General features: G+C 71.2%; 11 protein-coding genes and 3 tRNA genes. 7 read left to right on the forward strand and 7 right to left on the reverse strand.

Translation table 11 applies throughout. The features are described from left to right. Positions 1 to 29: 29 nt before the first annotated feature. Both JSY14_RS02530 and JSY14_RS02535 read right to left on the reverse strand, forming a co-directional pair. A tRNA-Met gene (locus tag JSY14_RS02530) sits at positions 30 to 103 on the reverse strand. A gap of 120 nt (positions 104 to 223) precedes the next feature. Beyond that, positions 224 to 3328, reverse strand: a complete 3105-nt coding sequence (locus JSY14_RS02535; protein ID WP_259557196.1) for a UPF0182 family membrane protein — start codon at positions 3326 to 3328, stop codon at positions 224 to 226. Positions 3329 to 3431: 103 nt separating this feature from the next. On the opposite strand from JSY14_RS02535, the gene JSY14_RS02540 reads away from it, so the two are divergent. After that, positions 3432 to 4016: a PPA1309 family protein gene (locus JSY14_RS02540; protein WP_259557197.1), complete on the forward strand. Its 585-nt coding sequence runs from the start codon at positions 3432 to 3434 to the stop codon at positions 4014 to 4016. 61 nt (positions 4017 to 4077) lie between these two features. Here the strand turns inward: JSY14_RS02540 and JSY14_RS02545 are convergent, their stop codons facing one another. Together JSY14_RS02545 and JSY14_RS02550 are read right to left on the reverse strand one after the other, a co-directional pair. After that, entirely contained in the window at positions 4078 to 4590 is a 513-nt protein-coding gene (locus JSY14_RS02545) for a single-stranded DNA-binding protein (protein ID WP_259557198.1), read from the reverse strand. A 256-nt stretch (positions 4591 to 4846) separates the two neighbouring features. Next, complete coding sequence (locus JSY14_RS02550; protein WP_259557199.1) at positions 4847 to 5476, reverse strand: superoxide dismutase; 630 nt, start codon at positions 5474 to 5476, stop codon at positions 4847 to 4849. A 159-nt stretch (positions 5477 to 5635) separates the two neighbouring features. Between JSY14_RS02550 and JSY14_RS02555 the strand changes: the two genes are divergently transcribed. From JSY14_RS02555 to JSY14_RS02565, 3 genes are all read left to right on the forward strand, one after another. Beyond that, positions 5636 to 10399, forward strand: a complete 4764-nt coding sequence (locus JSY14_RS02555; protein WP_432803593.1) for an ATP-dependent helicase — start codon at positions 5636 to 5638, stop codon at positions 10397 to 10399. Then, positions 10386 to 11315 carry a DNA-formamidopyrimidine glycosylase family protein gene (locus JSY14_RS02560; protein WP_259557202.1) on the forward strand — a complete coding sequence of 310 codons (930 nt, stop codon included), beginning with the start codon at positions 10386 to 10388 and terminating at the stop codon, positions 11313 to 11315. Before JSY14_RS02555 ends, JSY14_RS02560 begins: the two co-directional genes overlap by 14 nt. 26 nt (positions 11316 to 11341) lie before the next feature. Continuing rightward, positions 11342 to 11414: transfer RNA gene (locus JSY14_RS02565), tRNA-Arg, on the forward strand. A 95-nt stretch (positions 11415 to 11509) separates the two neighbouring features. On the opposite strand, the gene JSY14_RS02570 is transcribed toward JSY14_RS02565, so the two are convergent. Beyond that, positions 11510 to 12205, reverse strand: coding sequence for an NADPH-dependent F420 reductase (locus JSY14_RS02570; protein WP_259557204.1), 696 nt, complete (start codon positions 12203 to 12205; stop codon positions 11510 to 11512). Between the two features lie 176 nt (positions 12206 to 12381). Between JSY14_RS02570 and orn the strand changes: the two genes are divergently transcribed. Continuing rightward, positions 12382 to 14247, forward strand: a complete 1866-nt coding sequence (gene orn, locus JSY14_RS12440; RefSeq protein ID WP_432803647.1) for an oligoribonuclease — start codon at positions 12382 to 12384, stop codon at positions 14245 to 14247. A gap of 15 nt (positions 14248 to 14262) precedes the next feature. Here the strand turns inward: orn and JSY14_RS02585 are convergent, their stop codons facing one another. Beyond that, complete coding sequence (locus JSY14_RS02585; RefSeq protein WP_259557205.1) at positions 14263 to 14640, reverse strand: thiamine-binding protein; 378 nt, start codon at positions 14638 to 14640, stop codon at positions 14263 to 14265. A 133-nt stretch (positions 14641 to 14773) separates the two neighbouring features. Between JSY14_RS02585 and JSY14_RS02590 the strand changes: the two genes are divergently transcribed. Further along, positions 14774 to 14849 (forward strand) — tRNA-His (locus tag JSY14_RS02590). Between the two features lie 213 nt (positions 14850 to 15062). Here the strand turns inward: JSY14_RS02590 and JSY14_RS02595 are convergent. Further along, positions 15063 to 15923: a choice-of-anchor Z repeating domain-containing protein gene (locus JSY14_RS02595; protein WP_259557206.1), complete on the reverse strand. Its 861-nt coding sequence runs from the start codon at positions 15921 to 15923 to the stop codon at positions 15063 to 15065. Between the two features lie 597 nt (positions 15924 to 16520). Between JSY14_RS02595 and JSY14_RS02600 the strand changes: the two genes are divergently transcribed. Then, a complete protein-coding gene (locus JSY14_RS02600) occupies positions 16521 to 17351 on the forward strand; it encodes an NAD-dependent epimerase/dehydratase family protein (RefSeq protein WP_259557207.1) in 831 nt (276 codons plus the stop codon). The last annotated feature ends 3 nt before the right edge of the window (positions 17352 to 17354 follow it).

The following is a 17354-nucleotide window of genomic DNA, read 5'->3' on the forward strand; positions in this document are numbered from 1 at the left end:
ACCGGTGAACGGTCAGGGCCTTCATCTCGTAGCGGGGGCAGGATTTGAACCTACGACCTCCGGGTTATGAGCCCGGCGAGCTACCGAACTGCTCCACCCCGCGGTGACCTGAACTACGTTACGCCGCGGGATGGGGTGCGTCCAGCGAGACGCCCGGGAACGTGGGGCAGGCCACGATTCGTAGGTGCACCGTCGGGCGAGCGGGACGTGGCACCCGCGGATCTCAGCCGCCCTGGCCGCCGGCGTCGCTCGCGCCGCCCGCGTCACTCGGTGCCGTGCCCCCGAGCTCGGCGTTGGCGGCGAGCGCGTCACGCAGAGCCTGCTGCAGTGTGTCCTGCGCAGCGCCGTAGGCTTCCCAGTCACCCGCCTGCAGGGCCTGCTCGGCCTCACGGGTCGCGGTCTCCATCTCGGCGAGGGCCTGATCCAGGCGCGCCTGGGCATCCCCGGCGGCGGCAGCCGGGGGCGCCGCCTGCTGGTCGGGGTCGGAGGCCGCGGCGGTGGTCCCGTCCTCGGTGTCGGCGCTGCCGGCGGTCCCCGTCGCCGGGACGGAGGCATCTCCCGCGTTCGCCCCGGAGTCGCCGCCGAACACCTGGTCAAGCGCCTCGTCGAGCGTGGGGGCGAAGCCGATGCGGTTGCCGAAGGAGACCAGCACCAACTGCAGCAGCGGGTACTGCGTACCGCCACCGGAGGTGGAGGACTGCAGGTATACCGGCTGCACGTACAACAGTCCCCCGCCGACGGGCACCGTCAGCAGGTTGCCGTTGAGCACCTCGGAGTTGCCGGACTTCAGCAGATTCAGAGCCCGCGACACATTCGGCTCGGCGTTGAACGACGCCTGCACCTGGCGGGGGCCCGGCACCGGGTTCGTCGACGGCAAGACAAGGAGGGTGAGGTCACCATAGGTGTCGGCGGGGTTGCCGGACGCGTTGCCGGTCTCCGAATCCGCCACCAGCATGCCGGTGAGCACCTGCTGCCCGCGGGCGGGGATGTAGCTGGTGGAGAGGCTGAAACGAGGGGTGTCCTGGCCGGGCATCTGCATGGTCAGGTAGTACGGCGGCTGCGCCGGTTGCGGGGTCTGCTGGCCGTCCTGGGCGGCAGCCGCCTGCTGCGTCGGATCCTCCGAGACCTGCCAGAAGTCCTGCTGACCGAAGAACTCGTCCGGGTCGGTCACGTGGTACCTGCCGAGGATCTCCCGCTGGGCCTTGAACATGTCCTGCGGATACCGCAGATGGCTCATGAGCGCCCCGTCGATCTCCTGCGCAGGCCGCAACGCCTGCGGGAAGGTCTCCTGCCAGGCACGCAGGATCGGATCCTCCGTGTCCCAGGCGTAGAGGGTGACGGAGCCGTCGAAGGCATCCACGGTCGCCTTCACGCCGTTGCGCAGATAGTTCACGCGGCCCGTACCGCGGAAGCCGAGCTCCTGGGAGGAGGTCACCGAGTCCGTGGCGGTCTGGCGCATGTCCAGGGTGCGGGAGTACGGGTAGCGATCGGTCGCGGTGTACCCGTCGATCACCCACACCAGTCGACCGTCGACGACGGCTGGCTGCACCGCCGAATCGAGCTCCAGGAACGGGGCGACCGCGCGCACTCGATCCTGCGGGTCGCGGTCGTAGAGGATCTGCGACTCCTCATTGACGTAGCTGGAGATGAGGATGTTGATGTCGCGGAACTTCACCGCGTACAGCAGACGGTTCAGCGGGTTGCCGATACTCGGCCCGCCGTCCCCGGTGAAGGTGTTGTACTGCTGGGCGTCGGCTCCGCTGTCCTGCCCGGTGGTGGACTGGTAGTCGAACTCCAGCGGGTTCGCACCCTCCGGCGCCCCGACGATCGAGTAGTCCGGCGAATGCCGTCCGAAGTAGACGCGCTCCTCGAAGGTGCCGAGGGCTCCCTGTCCCGGGACCCCCGACTGGAAGTACGCGGGTTCACCGTTGGCGGCGCGCCGGTTGCCGTAGGCGGCGACCACCCCGTACCCGTGGGTGTAGATCATGTGCTGGTTCACCCACGGCTGGGTCTCCAGCTCGAAGGTGTCGGGCCGCAGCTCGCGCACACCGATCACGGTGTCCTGGAGGGAGCCGTCGATCTCGTAGCGGTCCACGGACAGCACGTCCTCGAAACCCCAGTAGCGACGGTTGGCCTCCCGCTGGTTGAACGTGGGGGCGACGACCGCCGGATCGAGCAGGCGGATCTGCGCCGTGGTCTCCGCATCGGCGCGGAGCGCACCGGCCTCGGCATCGGTGGCCGCGGCGTACTGCACGACACGCACATCGTCGACGTCGAAGGCGGTGCGGGTCGCCGCGATGTTCTCCGCGATGTACGGCTGTTCCATGGCGAGCTCGCTGGGATCCACCCGGACCTTCTGCACGAACCACGGGTAGGCGACACCGACGGCGAGGGAGGCCAGCACCAGAGCCCCGACCCCGACCAGCGGAAGACGCAGGTCACCGCGGATCATCCAGGCGAGCACCAGGAGCGCCACCAGCAGCGCCGCGATCGCCAGGATCGTCTTGGCGGGGACGATGGCGTTGACATCCGTGTAGGAGGCCCCGTCGAAGCGACCGTGGCTGCCGGTGAGGACGGTGTAGCGCTCGAACCACAGAGCGACCGCCTGGCGGATGAGGTACAGCACCGCCAGCAGGCCCAGGTGGCGGCGGGCGGCGCGGGTCAGGAGCAGCCCCTCCTCCTGTGTCCACTGCAGCCCGCCGAACAGGAAGTGCCCGACCAGCGACGCCAGGATCAGCACCACCAGCAGGAACTGGAGCACCGCCAGGATGATGTCGATGAACGGCACCGTGAAGACGTAGAAACCGACGTCGCGGCCGAAGACCGGGTCCTCGGTGCCGAAGCTCTGCGGATGCAGGAACAGCAGCGCCTCCTGCCATCGCGAGGCGAGGGCGAGTCCCGCGAAGGCGCCGATGACCAACGGCGCGAGGAGTGTGAGGGTGCGGCGCAGCGGGTCGATGGCGCGACGGAACTGATCGATCGCCTCCTGTTCCCGCGTGACCGGGGCGTAGACGGGGCGAGCCCGGTAGCACCAGCGCATGCTCAGCCACAGCGGCAGCGCGAACAGCACGAAGCCGACGGTGAACAGCACAGCCCGGGCGATCCACCGCGTCCACAGCACCGACGTGTACCCGAGCTGCTGGAACCACAGGTACGTGGTGCCGTACTCGGCGGCGAGCAGCAGGAGAATCAGGAGAGCGCCGAGGACACCCACAGTGATCACCAGCGGGGAGATCCGCCGCCGAGCGGGCCTGCCGGCTGCGGTAGCGGAACCGGCCGGGCCGGAACCGCGGAGGGGGTCGTCATCGGAGGGGAACGCGTAGCTCACGGGGTACCTTCGTGCAGAGGGGGCGCCGGTGGCTCACAGCCCCCACGGTGAGCGGAGGGAGCGAACCGTTTCCCATTGTGTCAGCCCTGAAGGAGACCCGCACATGACCGACTCCCCTGCCGGCCCCCAGATCGAGGACGCGGAGGAACCCGATCTGGACCCCCGCACCGCAGCTCTGGCCGCGGCGCTGCTGGAGATCGACCGCCACGCAGGGACGGACCCGTTGACGGGCCCCCGGCTCTTCGCCCTGGTCCTCACCGCGCCGCTGCTGCAGGCTCAACCGGCGTTCGCCGAGCTGCTGGATGAGCCGACGCGGGCGGCGGCCGCCGCGGACCCGCATCACCTCACCTCCGTGGAGTTGGAGGCCCCGCCCGGGGTCGAGGACCCCCGGGAGGCGGTGCTCGGTATCGCCTGGCCCGGGGTGGACGGCGCGGCGGTGGTCGCGGATCTCCCGGCCGAGGCGTGGCGCCAGGGAGATGGGCCTGTGCAGCTGGGAGATCCTCTGGCCGGTCACGGTCTGCGTGTGGCCGCGGGGGCGCTCACCGATGGCACCACCTGGTGCGCGGTGCGTGGGGGTGAGCGCGAGGACTTGCTGCTGGGCCCCGCCCTGGTGCCGGCGCTGGTCGAGGCGCTTCTGGCCGTGCTCGGAGCGGATCCGACGGGGGATCAGGAACCGGGCACCGACTGACCGGCGCAGCGGCGGGAGGTCCCGTCGGGACCCGGGAGCATCCCGCCGCCGCCCCGGAGGATCAGGCGCTGACCAGGGCCTCGTCCTGGCGGGGATCGACGCCGAGCGCCTCGTACGCCGAGGGATCGGAGCCCTCGTCCCCCGCCGGGTCCTGCTGCGAGCCGCTCCCGACGATCTCCCCGGTCTCCGTGTCGACCGCGGGTTCGCCACGGCGGGTCACCTTGGTAAAGATCGTGGCGCCGTAGGTGAGGTCGTGACCGAGGGACTCGGCGGTGAGCACCAGGGTGTGACCGGAGCCGCCGTCCTCCCGCTCCCACTCGGCGCTGCCGAGTCGACCGGTGACGATCAGCGGCTGGCCCTTGCGGACGCTGCGGCGGACGTTGTCGGCGAGCGCCCCACGGGTGTAGACGGTCACGTACTCCGTCTTGCGGTCGGCGAAGGCGCCGGTCGCGCGGTCGTAGTAGCTGGAGGTGCAGGCCAGCCGGACGGACACGGCGTGGCTGCCGTCCGAGTACTCCCGCAGCTCGGGGTCGCGGGTGGCATTGCCGATGAGGGTGGTGCGGATCTCTCGCATGGGATGTGCCTTTCGTGAAGGGGCCCGGATCACCGGGTCCGGTGCGGTACCGGTGTCACGAGAGTGCGGGGCCGAGGGCGGCCGATGCGAGGAGTCGGCCTCGATGGTGGATGACCGGCTCTTGGGGAGGAAACGCGCGGGGAGCCCGACGGTGGGTCGATGGGTCCGTCGGAATCTCGCGTCCGGCGGCCCCGGATCGACGGCGAAGGCCGCCCCGGGGTGGGTCCGGGGCGGCCTTCGGTCGATCTCAGGGCGCTCAGAGCGAGGGCACCACCAGGCCGGAGCCGGCAGTGCGGGCCTTCTCGAAGCGCTGGGCGACGTCCGCCCAGTTCACGATGTTCCAGATCGCCTTGACGTAGTCGGCCTTGACGTTCTGGTAGTCGAGGTAGAAGGCGTGCTCCCACATGTCGAGCTGGAACAGCGGGATGGTCGCGACCGGCACGCCGTTCTGCTGGTCGTAGAACTGCTCGATCACGAGGTTTCCGCCGACGGGCTCGTAGGCGAGCACCGCCCAGCCGGAGCCCTGGATGCCCAGCGCCGCGGCGGTGAAGTGCTCACGGAACTTGTCGAACGACCCGAAGTGCTCGTCGATCGCCGCGGCGAGCTCGCCCTCCGGCTTGTCGCCACCCTCCGGGGAGAGGTTCTTCCAGAAGATCGAGTGGTTGGTGTGACCACCGAGGTTGAAGGCGAGGTCCTTCGAGTACTGATTCACCGCGCCGAAGTCGCCGGCCTCGCGGGCGGCGGCCAGCTTCTCCAGAGCGGTGTTCGCACCCTTGACGTAGGTCGCATGGTGCCCGTCGTGGTGCAGCTCCATGATGCGACCGGAGATGTGGGGCTCGAGCGCCGCGTAGTCGTAGTCGAGATCCGGGAGGGTGTACTCCGTCATCAGTCGTCCTTTCACGCGAGGGGTGCACGGGCGCCGGGGCGGCCGTGCCTTCCCTGCCATGATGGCACCCTTTTCTGAGCGGAGGCTCAGTGCACACCGCGCCTCCTCGACCTCCGCAGTCACATCCCGCCGTCTCGACTGTCAGGGGTCGACCCCAGAATGGGACGGGTGACCGCACCCCGCGCGCTGGACGCCTTCCAGGAACCGACCCGTCGGTGGTTCCGGCGCGCCCTCGGGGAACCGACCGCCGCGCAGGAGGAGGCGTGGCGCACCATCAGCCGTGGGGACGACACCCTGGTGATCGCCCCGACCGGCTCGGGCAAGACCCTCGCCGCGTTCCTCACGGCGATCGACCGGCTGCTTCTGGCCCGACCGGACGCGGGAGACGACACTGCCGGGACCCGCGTGCTGTACGTGTCGCCGCTGAAGGCTCTGGGTGCCGACGTGCAGCGCAACCTGCGCTCGCCGCTGGTGGGGATCGAGCAGACGGCCGCTGCGGCAGAGGTGCCGACCTCCCGGGTCACCGTCGGGATCCGCACCGGGGATACCCCACCCGCGGAGCGTCGTCGCCTGGTGGCGACCCCGCCCGACATCCTCATCACCACCCCGGAGTCGCTGTTCCTGATGCTGTCCTCGGCGGCGCGGGAGACCCTCACGACGGTCGAGACGGTGATCGTCGACGAGATCCACGCCGTCGCGGCCTCCAAACGGGGGGTGCACCTGGCCCTGTCCCTCGCGCGTCTCGACGAGCTGGTGACCCGTCGCGGGCACCGGCGCGCGCCGCAGCGGATCGGACTGTCCGCCACCGTGGAACCCGCCGCGGAGATCGCTGCATTCCTCGGCTCCGCCGACGGTCGACCCCGACCCACGATCGTGCGCCCACCGTCCTCCAAACGGTGGGAACTGTCCATCCGTCTGCCGATCCGGGACTTCGCGGCGATCGGCCCTCCCGAGGACGCCTCCGAAGATGAGGCCGTCTCCGGCACCATCTGGCCGCATGTCGAGCGGGCGGTGCTCGAGAAGGTCCTCGCGCATCGCTCCACGATCGTGTTCGTGAACTCGCGCCGCCAGGCGGAGCGCCTGACGTCGGCGCTGAACCGTCTGCACACTCGCCGTCTGGCCGCTGCGGCCGAGGCCACCGGGGGTGACGCCGGGAACGACGCCGGTGACGGTGTCGACGATCTGCCCGGGGAGCTGGCCCGGGCCCACCACGGCTCCATGTCGAAGGAGCGGCGTCACGACATCGAGGAACAGCTCAAGAGCGGAGACCTGCGCTGCGTGGTGGCGACGAACTCCCTGGAACTCGGGATCGACATGGGCGCCGTGGACCTCGTGGTGCAGGTCGAGACCCCGCCGTCGGTGGCGAGCCTGCTGCAGCGGGTCGGCCGAGCCGGTCACAGCGTCGGTGATGTCTCCCGCGGCGTGCTGCACCCGCTGCACCCCACGGATGTGTTGCGCGCCGCGGTCACCGTGCGGGAGGCGCTCGCCGGTCGGATCGAGCCGGTGCACATCCCCCACAACGCTCTCGACGTCCTGGCGCAGCACACCGTGAGTGCGGCTCTCGAAGAGGACCTCCCGGTGGAGGACTGGTTCGCGCGAGTGCGGACCGCCTACCCCTACGCCGCGCTGCCGCGCTCCGCGTTCGACGCGGTCATCGATCTGCTCACCGGCCGGTACCCCTCGACCGCGTTCAGCGACCTGCGGCCGCGGCTGGTGCTGGATCGTGACACCGGGGTGCTGCAGGCCCGGCCCGGTGCGCAGCGAGTGGTCGTCACCAGCGGCGGCACCATCCCCGATCGTGGCCTGTTCCCGGTCTACCTGGTCACCGGTGCCGAGGATGATCAGGCCAAACGCGTCGGGGAGCTCGACGAGGAGATGGTGTACGAATCCCGCCGCGGTGACGTCATCACCCTCGGCACCAGCTCCTGGCGGATCGAGGAGATCACCCACGACCGGGTGAACGTCTCCCCCGCCCTCGGCATGGCTGGCAAGATCCCCTTCTGGCACGGCGACGGCGCCGGACGGCCGGTGGAGACGGGCCGACGGATCGCCGCGTTCATGGACGACTACGCGGGCACCGACGGGCCGACGATCCGCTCGGCCCTGGCAGGCACCGGCCTGGACGAGAACGCCGCCAGGGCCGTCGCGACCCTGCTCTCGGACCAACTCGAGGCGACCGGCGCGGTGCCCGGGGAGCACCGTCTGGTGGTGGAGCGGTTCCGAGACGAGCTCGGAGATTGGCGCCTGGTCCTGCACTGCCCCCTCGGGCAGCGGATCACCGGCCCGTGGGCACTCGCCATCCAGGCCCGGGTGGAGGAACGCTTCGGGCTCGACGGGCAGGTGATGGCGGCCGACGACGGCATCGTGCTGCGGCTCCCCTACGGCGACGAGCCGCCCGGCGCGGACCTGCTGCTGCTGGACCCGGAGGAGGCCGACCGGATCGTGCGGGAGCGCATCGGCGGGTCCGCCCTGTTCGCCGCCCGGTTCCGGGAGGCCGCCGCCCGGGCGCTGCTGCTGCCGCGGCGGGACCCGAACTCGCGCTCCCCACTGTGGCAGCAGCGGCAGAAGTCCGCCCAGCTGCTGGAGACCGCGAGCCCGTACCCGCAGTTCCCGATCATGCTGGAGGCTGCCCGGGAATGCCTGCAGGACGTGTACGACCTGCCGGCCCTGCTGGACGTCCTGGGGGACATCCGCTCCGGCCGCACCACCGTGGTGGAGGCGGAGACCCCGGAGCCGTCGCCACTGGCCCGATCGCTGCTGTTCGGGTACCTGGCGCAGTTCATCTACGACTCCGACGCCCCCCTGGCGGAGCGCCGCGCGGCCGCCCTCGCCCTGGACCCCGGGATGCTCGCTGAACTGCTGGGCACCACCAGCCTGCGCGAGCTGCTCGATGCGGAGGTCATCGACCGTGTGCACGCGCAGCTGCAGGGTCTCGACGAGCGCTCCCGCCTGTCCTCCCCCGAGCAGCTGGCGGACGCACTGCGACGCCTGGGACCGCTGCGACCCGCGGAGATCGCCCGCCGCACCGCCGACGACGTCTCGGCCGAGGATCTGCTGGCGCCGCTGCAGGACAGGCACCGAGTGGTGACGGTACGCCTGGGTGGTGAGGAGCGCATCGCGGTGGTGGAGGATGCCGCCGTGCTGCGTGATGGTCTCGGCGTCATGCTGCCGCCCGGCATCCCCCGGGTGCTGCTGGAGCCCGTCACCGACGCCGCCGACCAGGTGGTGCACCGCTGGGCCCGGACCCGCGGACCCTTCACCGCCCAGGAGCTCACGCGAGATCTCGCCCTCGCCCCCTCTCTGGCGTCGATGCTGCTGGAGCGGCTCGCCGTCGACGGCCGTCTGCAGCGCGGAGAGTTCACCCCCGGACGTGACGGGGAGGAGTGGGTGGACCCGGAGGTGCTCACCCGTATCCGCCGGGCGAGCCTCGCCGCGACCCGGGAGGCCATCGCCCCGGCCGACCCGGCGGCGTACGCGCTGCTGCTGGGGCGGTGGCAGCACGTGGAAGGCACCCCACTGCGCGGCGCCGACGGGCTGCTGACCGCGATCGACCAGCTCGCCGGGGTGACCCTGCCGATGTCGGTGTGGGAGAGCCAGGTCCTCCCCGCGCGGGTGCGGGACATGTCGCCCGGCCTGCTCGATGGGCTGCTCGCCAGCGGGGAGGTCAGCTGGACCGCCCACGGGCGGCTCGGCACCCGCGATGCCCACATCCGCTTGCACCTCACCGAGGCGCTGCCCCTCAGCCTGGACCCGGAGCAGCTGGCCGCCGCCGAGGCGGGACTGGACCCGGAGGGGCTGCCCGCCCGGGTGCTCACGCTGCTGCGGTCGACCCCCGGGGCGCTGCGCGCCGGGGAGATCCAGCAGGCCCTGCACGAGACCTCGGAGGACCCGCCGACGGGCACCGCCATCGGGGAGGCCCTCACCGAGCTCGCGCTCGCTTCCCTCGTCACCTGCGACAGCCTGGCCCTGCCCCGCCAGTGGGTGACCGGGCACGGCATCGGGGCGGCGGGCGGCGGTGCGGCCCGCACGACGGCCCCGTCCCGGGCGGGCGCACGGCGGCTCAGCCGGCGCGGTGCGGCACGACTCTCCGCCGCGGTGCTGCGCGACCCGTCACTCGCGGCCGGCGGGGGCGTCGGAGGACCGGCCGCCGCGGATCGTGCATCCGGCGGTGGCATCGGCTCCGGGCGATGGTCGGCCGTCCGCGTCGACCCTCTGGAGCCCGGTGCCCGGTCCGTCGCCCTCGCGACCCTGTTGCTCGACCGCCACGCGATCCTCACCCGCGGTGCCTTCACCGTGGAGGACATCCCCGGATCCTTCGCCGCGGTGTACCGCACCCTGGCGGCGATGGAGGACTCCGGGGCGGTCCGGCGGGGGTACTTCCTCGACGGCCTCGGGGCCTCGCAGTTCGCCGCGACGGAGGCGGTCAACCGGCTGCGAGACGCCGAACGCGAGCTGCGCGACACCCACCGTCGCCCCACCGGCACGGTGCTCGCCACCACCGATCCCGCGAACCCCTACGGCGCCGCCCTGCCCTGGCCCGAGCTGCCGCAGGACGCCCCCGGTTCCGCCGCCGCACCCCACCCCGCACGCCGCGCCGGAGCCCTGGTCGTCCTGGTGGACGGACGCCCCGCCGCCGTGGTCGACCGCGGGGGGAAGAGCCTGCTGTGGTGGGCCGATGCCGAGCACACGGCCCTGACCGCGCGGCTGTTGGTGGAGGCCGTGGGACGGCGCGCCGTCCTGCCGCGGCTCAGTGTGGAGCGGATCAATGGCGCGCCGCTGGACTCCCCCGCGGCGGCGGAGATCGTCGAGCAGCTGCAGGCGGCCGGGGCCTACCGCTCCCCCCGTTCCCTGCGGGTGCGGGCCGGGGACCTGCCCGAGACACGGCCGACCGGCCAGAGCGGAGGTGACCGTGCCCGAAGGTGACACCGTGTACCGGCAGTGCGCGGTGCTGCATGACGCTCTGGCCGGGTCGCAGTTGGACCGCGCAGAGCTGCGGGTTCCGCGTCACGCCACCGAGAACCTCAGCGGGTGGCGTGTCGAGGAGGTCGTGCCCCGCGGGAAGCATCTGTTGATCCGTCTCAGCTCCCCGATGGCCGCGTCCGAGCACACCCCGCGGCTCCTCACCCTGCATTCGCACCTGATGATGGACGGCACCTGGTGGGTGGAACGGGGGGGCCGGCTGGTGCGCCCCCGCGACGAGGGCCGCGAGGACGCGCGCGCGAAGGCCCCGCACACCATCCGCATCCTCCTGGAGGCCACCCGCCCCGATGGGGAGACGGTGCGGGCGCTCGGCCTCGACGTGCAGCAGGTGCGGCTTGTGCCGACCGCGGAGGAAGCCAGCCTGATCGGACACCTCGGCCCGGATCTGCTGGATCCCGACTGGGGGCCCGAACTCGCAGCTCAGGCCGCCCGTGCCCTCCAGCAGGCGGGCACTCGGGCCGTGGGGTTCGCCCTGCTGGACCAACGGATCCTCGCGGGCATCGGGAACGTGTACCGCTCGGAGATCTGCTTCCTGGAGGGGATCCACCCGCTGGCCCCGGTCAATGCGCTGCCGGACCCCGCGCACACCGTGGACCTCGCGCATCGGCTGCTGCGGGCGAACCGCGACCGGTACCGGCGGATCACCACCGGCGGGGCGATGGGCCGCGACGGCGACCTGTGGGTGTACGCCCGGGTGGGCAGACCCTGCCGCCGCTGCGGCAGCCGTATCGTGCGCGAATACATCATCGACCCGGCCGCCCCCGACCAGGGCGAGCGATCCGTCTACACCTGCCCCCGCTGCCAGCCCCGACCGCCCGGAGCGCCGCCGGTGGTCCGGCGATGGGACCGCGCTGACTAGCATGGTCGAGTCGGTCCCACCGACCCGCCTCCATAGCTCAATGGATAGAGCAACGGCCTTCTAATCCGCAGGTTCCCGGTTCGAGTCCGGGTGGGGGCACCCTGTTCCTCCGGGGCGGCCCCGGTTCGAGTCCGGGTGGGGGCACCCTGTTCCTCCGGGGCGGCCCCGGTTCACTGACCGGCGCGCCCCCGGGCTCACCGCCCCCGGTCGGCCGCCGCGAGCGCCTCCGTGACGACGCGTCCGCGGTCGGTCTGCGGAAAACGCTCCACCACGTCCCGCAGCTCCGCCCGTGGCAGACGCGCCCCGAAAGCCTCGGTGAACGGTTGCAGCCGCACCCCCTGTCGCAGGTCCCCAATAGGCAGTGGATCAAACCCCAGGTCGTCGACGATCCGGGCCGCCTCGGCGACATCCGACTCCGCCCCGGCGAGCGCCACCGCCACCCGCTGCGGGTCCCCCGCCGGTCGGGCGCAGTCCTCGAGGCCGTGGTACCCGAGGTGGTTGAAGGCCTTCACCACGCGGGAGTGCGGCAGCAACTGCTGCACGAACTCACTGGTGGACGCCGCCGGACCGGACAACTCCTCGATCGGCCCGTCCGTCTCCCACCAGTAGTTCATGGCATCCAGCACCAGGGTGCCGCGCAGCTGCTCGACGGGGATGCCGGCGTGCTTGCCGAGCGGCAGCGCCAGGATCACCACGTCCGAGTCCGCGGCCGCCTCCTCCTTCGTCACGGCCGTCACCCCGGGCGCGAGCACACTGGTGATCAGGGCGATCCGGTCCGGGGCACCCGAACCGGCGATCCGCACCTGATACCCGGCGGCGAGTGCGCGCCGGGCGAGCACGATGCCCACCTTCCCCGCGCCGAGAATGCCCAGTCGCCGTGGCTGCTGCATCGGTCGTGCCTCCTGCCTGGTGTGTCTGTGGTGCGCGGCGGCAGGTGTCGGTCCCACCCCGCCGTCGGAGCAACGCCCCGCACGCCCTGCCTGTTCCCCGGCGGTACCCTGAGCCGGTGACTTCCGCCGCCTCCGCCTCCGAGACCACCGATCGGATCATCTGGGTCGACTGCGAGATGACCGGTCTGGACAAGCAGCGCGACGCGCTGGTCGAGATCGCCGTGCTCGTGACCGACGGTGACCTCACCATCCTGGGCGAGGGGGTGGATGTGGTCATCGCCCCGCCGGCTGAGGCCCTCGCCGGGATGAACGACTTCGTGCGGCAGATGCACACCACCTCGGGTCTGCTCGATGAGCTTGCGGACGGCATGACGTTGGAGCAGGCGCAGCAGGTGTGCCTCGACTACGTGCGGCAGTACTGCCCCGAGCCCGGGAAGGCGCCGCTGGCGGGCAACAGTGTCGGAACCGACCGCGCCTTCCTGGAGAAGGACGTCCCCGAGTTCGCTGAGTGGCTGTCGTACCGCACCATCGACGTCTCCAGCCTCAAGGAGCTCGCCAAGCGCTGGTTCCCGCGGGTGTACTTCAACACCCCCGTCAAGCACGGTGGGCACCGGGCGCTGGCGGACATCCTCGAATCCATCCAGGAGCTGAAGTACTACCGCGAGGTGCTGTTCACCGCGCCGCCCGGACCGACCACCCCGCAGGCGCAGGCCGCCGCGAAGGCCCTGGAGATCGTGCCCGATGCCGAGCCCGCCCCCGCAGCCCCCGTGGACGCCGCCGTCGGCGGCCCGCTGCCGACGCCCGTGCCGTGGCTCGAGCGTCCCTCGCACCGGGCGTGGCTGGAGGGAGAGGGTGATGCCCTGCTGGAGTTCGGGGCGGCGTCGCTGCGCGAGGACGGTGGTTTCGGCTGGCTCGACGAACAGGGGGAACTGGACCTGTCGCACCCGGCGGAGCTGTGGATCACCTGCCGGATGACGCATTGCTTCGCCCTGGGCCACCTGTTGGGCCGCCCCGACTGCGGACGCTTCGCCGACCACGGGGTGGCCTCGCTGCGCGGGGTGTTCCGTGATGCGGAGCACGGCGGCTGGTTCGCCGCTGTGGCCGATGGCACCCCGGTGGACGACTCGAAGCAGGCCTACGCCCATGCCTTCGTGGTGCTGGCCGCGGCCTCCGCGACCGCGGCCGGGCGTCCCGGGGCGCGAGAGCTGCTGGACGAGGCTCTGCAGGTGCTGGACGAGCGCTTCTTCGACGCCGAGGCGCGGATGAGCGTGGACGTGTTCGACCGCAGCTTCACCGCCTTGGAGGATTACCGCGGCATCAACGCGAACATGCACACCGTCGAGGCGCTGCTCGCTGCCGCGGATGTTCTCGGGGAACGGCGCTGGCTGGATCGCGCGACCGGGATCCTGCAGCGCGCCCTCGACGAGTTCGCGCGCGCCCACGACTGGTGGATCCCGGAGCACTTCGACGCCGACTGGACGCCCCTGCCGGACTACAACCGGGACCAGCCCGCGCATCCGTTCCGTCCCTACGGCGCGACGATCGGCCACAGCATCGAGTGGGCGCGCCTGGCGCTGCACGCGCGCGCCGCTCTCGAGGTTCTCGAGGGCGAGGCCCCGGCCTGGATGCTCGAAGCTGCCGAGGAGCTGCTGACCCGGGCGGTCGACTCCTTCGGACAGGACGGCGCCCCGGGCTTCGTGTACACCGTGGACTGGGACGGCAGCCCGGTCACCCGCGAGCGCATGCACTGGGTGGCCGCGGAGGCGGTCGGGGCGTGCGCGGTGATGTACCGGGCCACCGGGGATTCTGCCTGGGCGCACCGCTATGAGCAGTACTGGGAGTACATCGCGGCGCATCTGATCGACGCGGAGGACGGCTCCTGGTTCCATGAGCTCGCCCCCGACAACACCCCGCAGGGCGTGACCTGGCCGGGCAAGCCCGACATCTACCACGCCTTCCAGGCGACGCTCATCCCCCGGCTGCCCCAGACGCCGACCCTCGCGGCCGCGCTGCGCGACGGCCTCGTGGAGCGAGCGGTCTGACCACCGAGCTGGCGCTCAGGCCCGCTCGTCGGCGGGACGGTCGCGTCCCTCCGCGGCGCGGTCCAGAGCCGCCTCCAGCCGCTGCAGCTTGCCGTCGAGCTCCCCGCTGCGGCCGGGCCGGATATCGGCCTTCAGCACCAGCGAGACCCGGGAGCCGTAGCGCCCGACCTCCTCAGTCGCGCGGCGGACGACGTCCATCACCTGATCCCACTCCCCCTCGATCTCGGTGAACATCGAGCTGGTCCGGTGCGGCAGACCGGAGTCACGCACGATGCGGACGGCCGCGGCGACGGCGTCGTGGACGCTGGCGGAGTCAGCGCCTGGGCCGAGGGAACGGTGGACGGTCGGGTCGGAGGGCTCACCAGCCGGGGACACGGAGAAGGCGACGATCATGCCTCCACTCTCCCACGGGGATCGACCCGGGGCCAGAGGCGACGGGCATCACATCTCTTCCGGTACTCTCCGGGCACGGAATGCGCTGCCGACCGGGTATGATGGTCTCTCGTTGCGGCTCGTCCGCAGCATGGTGGGCGTAGCTCAGCTGGTAGAGCTCCTGGTTGTGGTCCAGGCGGTCGCGGGTTCAAATCCCGTCGCTCACCCCATATCGAGAATCGCGTCATCGCCTGCAGGCGGTGGCGCGATTCGTCGTTGGGGGGTGACGCACGGGTCGTCCTCCGCGGCACGACGGCCTACCCCACGGCCAGTACAGGGTGGGCCGTCCTGGAATACGCGGACGCGCCGCCGTCCCGCAGGACGACGGCGCGTCAGGTGGTGCCGCTCGAGTGCCGGAGGACTCTCGGAGACGGTGGCGGCTCTCAGTTGGCGCCGCGGGCGATGCCGTAGCCGTCGGAGCAGCCGGTGGAGTTGCACACCACGACGTCGTAGACGATGCCCCACGACAACCCTGCCGGCCACGGATCCGGCATGACGGCCTCGATGGTGGTGTCGTTCACGACCGTGTACTGCAGCTCGTGCCCGTAGTAGGTCACCGAGGTGGCACCGGTGAAGCCGGAGCCAGTGATGGTGACGGTGGAGCCGGCCGCCGGGTAGTTCGGGGTGACGTTGCGGATAACCGGGGTCTCGGACGTGCACTGCTGGTTGGCGCAGCCGTAGGGCGCCTCCACGAACTGCACCGTCATGTTCTGCACACCGGCGGAGAACGCGTCGGTGGTGGGGTAGGTGATCAGCATCTCGTACTGGGCGCTGTAGAGCGTCCCCGTGGCCGGGTCGGTCCACCAGTACACGAAGGGCAGGTGCGCGGTGACGCCGCTCCACAGGGCGTCGTCGGTGAGGCCCGCGGTGCCGTACCACATGACGGAGGTGGAGGAGTTCACACCCGAGGGGGAGACGAAAGAGGCCGTGCCACCGAGAGAGGCGAAGCCGCAGTAGGTGTTGCCGTTGTTCATCGTGACGTAGGGATCGGCGACCCACGACTGGGCAGCACCGTCATCGAAGTAGATGCTCACGGAGCCGACGCCGGAGGCGTCGTTCATGCCGTAGTTGAACGCCGTGGTGACGTTGGTGTTGGCATCCCCACCGGTGGACGAGTAGACGTGGGAACCGTCGGTCGGCCAGTACGGCCCCACTCCGGCCGGGAGGTTGTCCTGGCACTGTTCGGTGACGATCGTCGGGCTGCTGGCAGCGAAGGAGGGCGCAAGGGAGGAGACGGCGGCCACGGCACGGACCACGCCATACCGCGGGCGATCGTGCGACGAGAGATCTGAGACGTCACAGGCTGAACCTTTCTCGGGGTCGGGGGCGGGAGCCCGAGGGCGCGGAGACCGCCTGGCGCGAAGTGCTCGGGGAAGCACGCGAGACGTGGGGGCGCCCGTCAGACGCAGAGAATAGGCGTCCTCCTTTCCTGGAGAATGAGCGGATACCGGCCGGTAATGATATTTGTTCGCCCCGAATACGGCATTCAGAGATAGTTGGAACCGCACCCTTTCGCCCCTGAGGATGTCCTCGCTCACACGGGTTCGTGGCCTGCAGTCCCCGGCGGCCGCAGCACCCCCAGGTGGCGGTGGTGATGGGACGCAGAGGACCGTCCGATCCCACCAGAGCAGCCGAATGTGACCCAAATCCGTCACCGAATCTTCATTTTCGGCCCCCTGTTTTTCGTCCGTGCGCAGCGGTTGCACCACCGCATGCACCGGACGGGAGAGCAGCAGTGCGCGCCAGCGGAAGGCGATCCGCGTGCGCCCGCCTGGCCGGGCGGCCGCGGCGAGTGCCCCGGCGCACAGGCGGGACTCGGGAAGGCCTCCCACACTGGGAGCATGACCACTCACGAGAAACCCGCCCCTGCATCACAGGACGGGACGCCCGCCCATCCTCGCCGCCGCATCCTCATCACCGGTGCCACCGGAGCCGTGGGCCTCGGGTTGGTCGAGCGCCTCGGCGACGAGTACGAGATCCTGGAGCACGGCCGCACGCCGCGCACTTCCCGGCAGGAGACCTCCCTGCTGCGCGCCGACCTCGGCAGCGTGGACGAGGTCCAGGCCCTGTTGGACGGTGTGGACACGATCGTGCATCTGGCCGGAGCGGCATCCCCGGAGTCCGACTGGGAGGCGGTGCTCGAGGCGAACATCATCGGCACCCGCACCGTGCTGGAGGCGGCCCGTCGCGCGGGCACCCGGCGGGTGGTCCTGGCCTCCTCCAACCACGCCATGGGGATGTACGACCGCCACGAGCAGTGGCCGGTGTATCCGCATCAGGTGCCGCGCCCCGATTCGCTGTACGGCGTCTCGAAGGTGTTCGGGGAGACCCTGGGCCGCTTCTACCACGATGAGCACGGCCTGGACGTGATCTGCCTGCGCATCGGTTGGGTGGACGACGACCCCCTGAAGGCCGACGAGGACGTGCTGCGCGCGATGTGGTTGAGTCCCGACGATGCCGCCCGGGTGGTGCGCCGCGCCATCGAGGCGGAGGTGCGCTTCGGCCTGTACTACGCCATCAGCGACAACCCGAACCGACGCTGGGATCTCACCAACACCATGCTGGAGCTCGGGTACCGCCCCCAGGACTCCTGGACGGACCTTCCGGGTGCGACGGAGACCGTGGTGGAGGGTGGCGCCCCCGTGCGGGACTCCTGGCCCAAGGGGTCCTGAGAC

Origin of the sequence: Brachybacterium sillae (assembly GCF_025028335.1) — a bacterium.
Lineage (GTDB): Bacteria > Actinomycetota > Actinomycetes > Actinomycetales > Dermabacteraceae > Brachybacterium > Brachybacterium sillae.

What these genes read in the sequence shown, in the direction of transcription:
- JSY14_RS02550 (WP_259557199.1), bottom strand. Translation starts at nt 5,476, where the DNA reads ATGACGGAGTACACCCTCCCGGATCTCGACTACGACTACGCGGCGCTC.
- JSY14_RS02545 (WP_259557198.1), bottom strand. Translation starts at nt 4,590, where the DNA reads ATGCGAGAGATCCGCACCACCCTCATCGGCAATGCCACCCGCGACCCC.
- JSY14_RS02555 (WP_432803593.1), top strand. Translation starts at nt 5,636, where the DNA reads ATGGGACGGGTGACCGCACCCCGCGCGCTGGACGCCTTCCAGGAACCG.
- JSY14_RS02570 (WP_259557204.1), bottom strand. Translation starts at nt 12,205, where the DNA reads ATGCAGCAGCCACGGCGACTGGGCATTCTCGGCGCGGGGAAGGTGGGC.
- JSY14_RS02540 (WP_259557197.1), top strand. Translation starts at nt 3,432, where the DNA reads ATGACCGACTCCCCTGCCGGCCCCCAGATCGAGGACGCGGAGGAACCC.
- JSY14_RS02600 (WP_259557207.1), top strand. Translation starts at nt 16,521, where the DNA reads ATGACCACTCACGAGAAACCCGCCCCTGCATCACAGGACGGGACGCCC.
- orn (WP_432803647.1), top strand. Translation starts at nt 12,382, where the DNA reads ATGACCGGTCTGGACAAGCAGCGCGACGCGCTGGTCGAGATCGCCGTG.
- JSY14_RS02585 (WP_259557205.1), bottom strand. Translation starts at nt 14,640, where the DNA reads ATGATCGTCGCCTTCTCCGTGTCCCCGGCTGGTGAGCCCTCCGACCCG.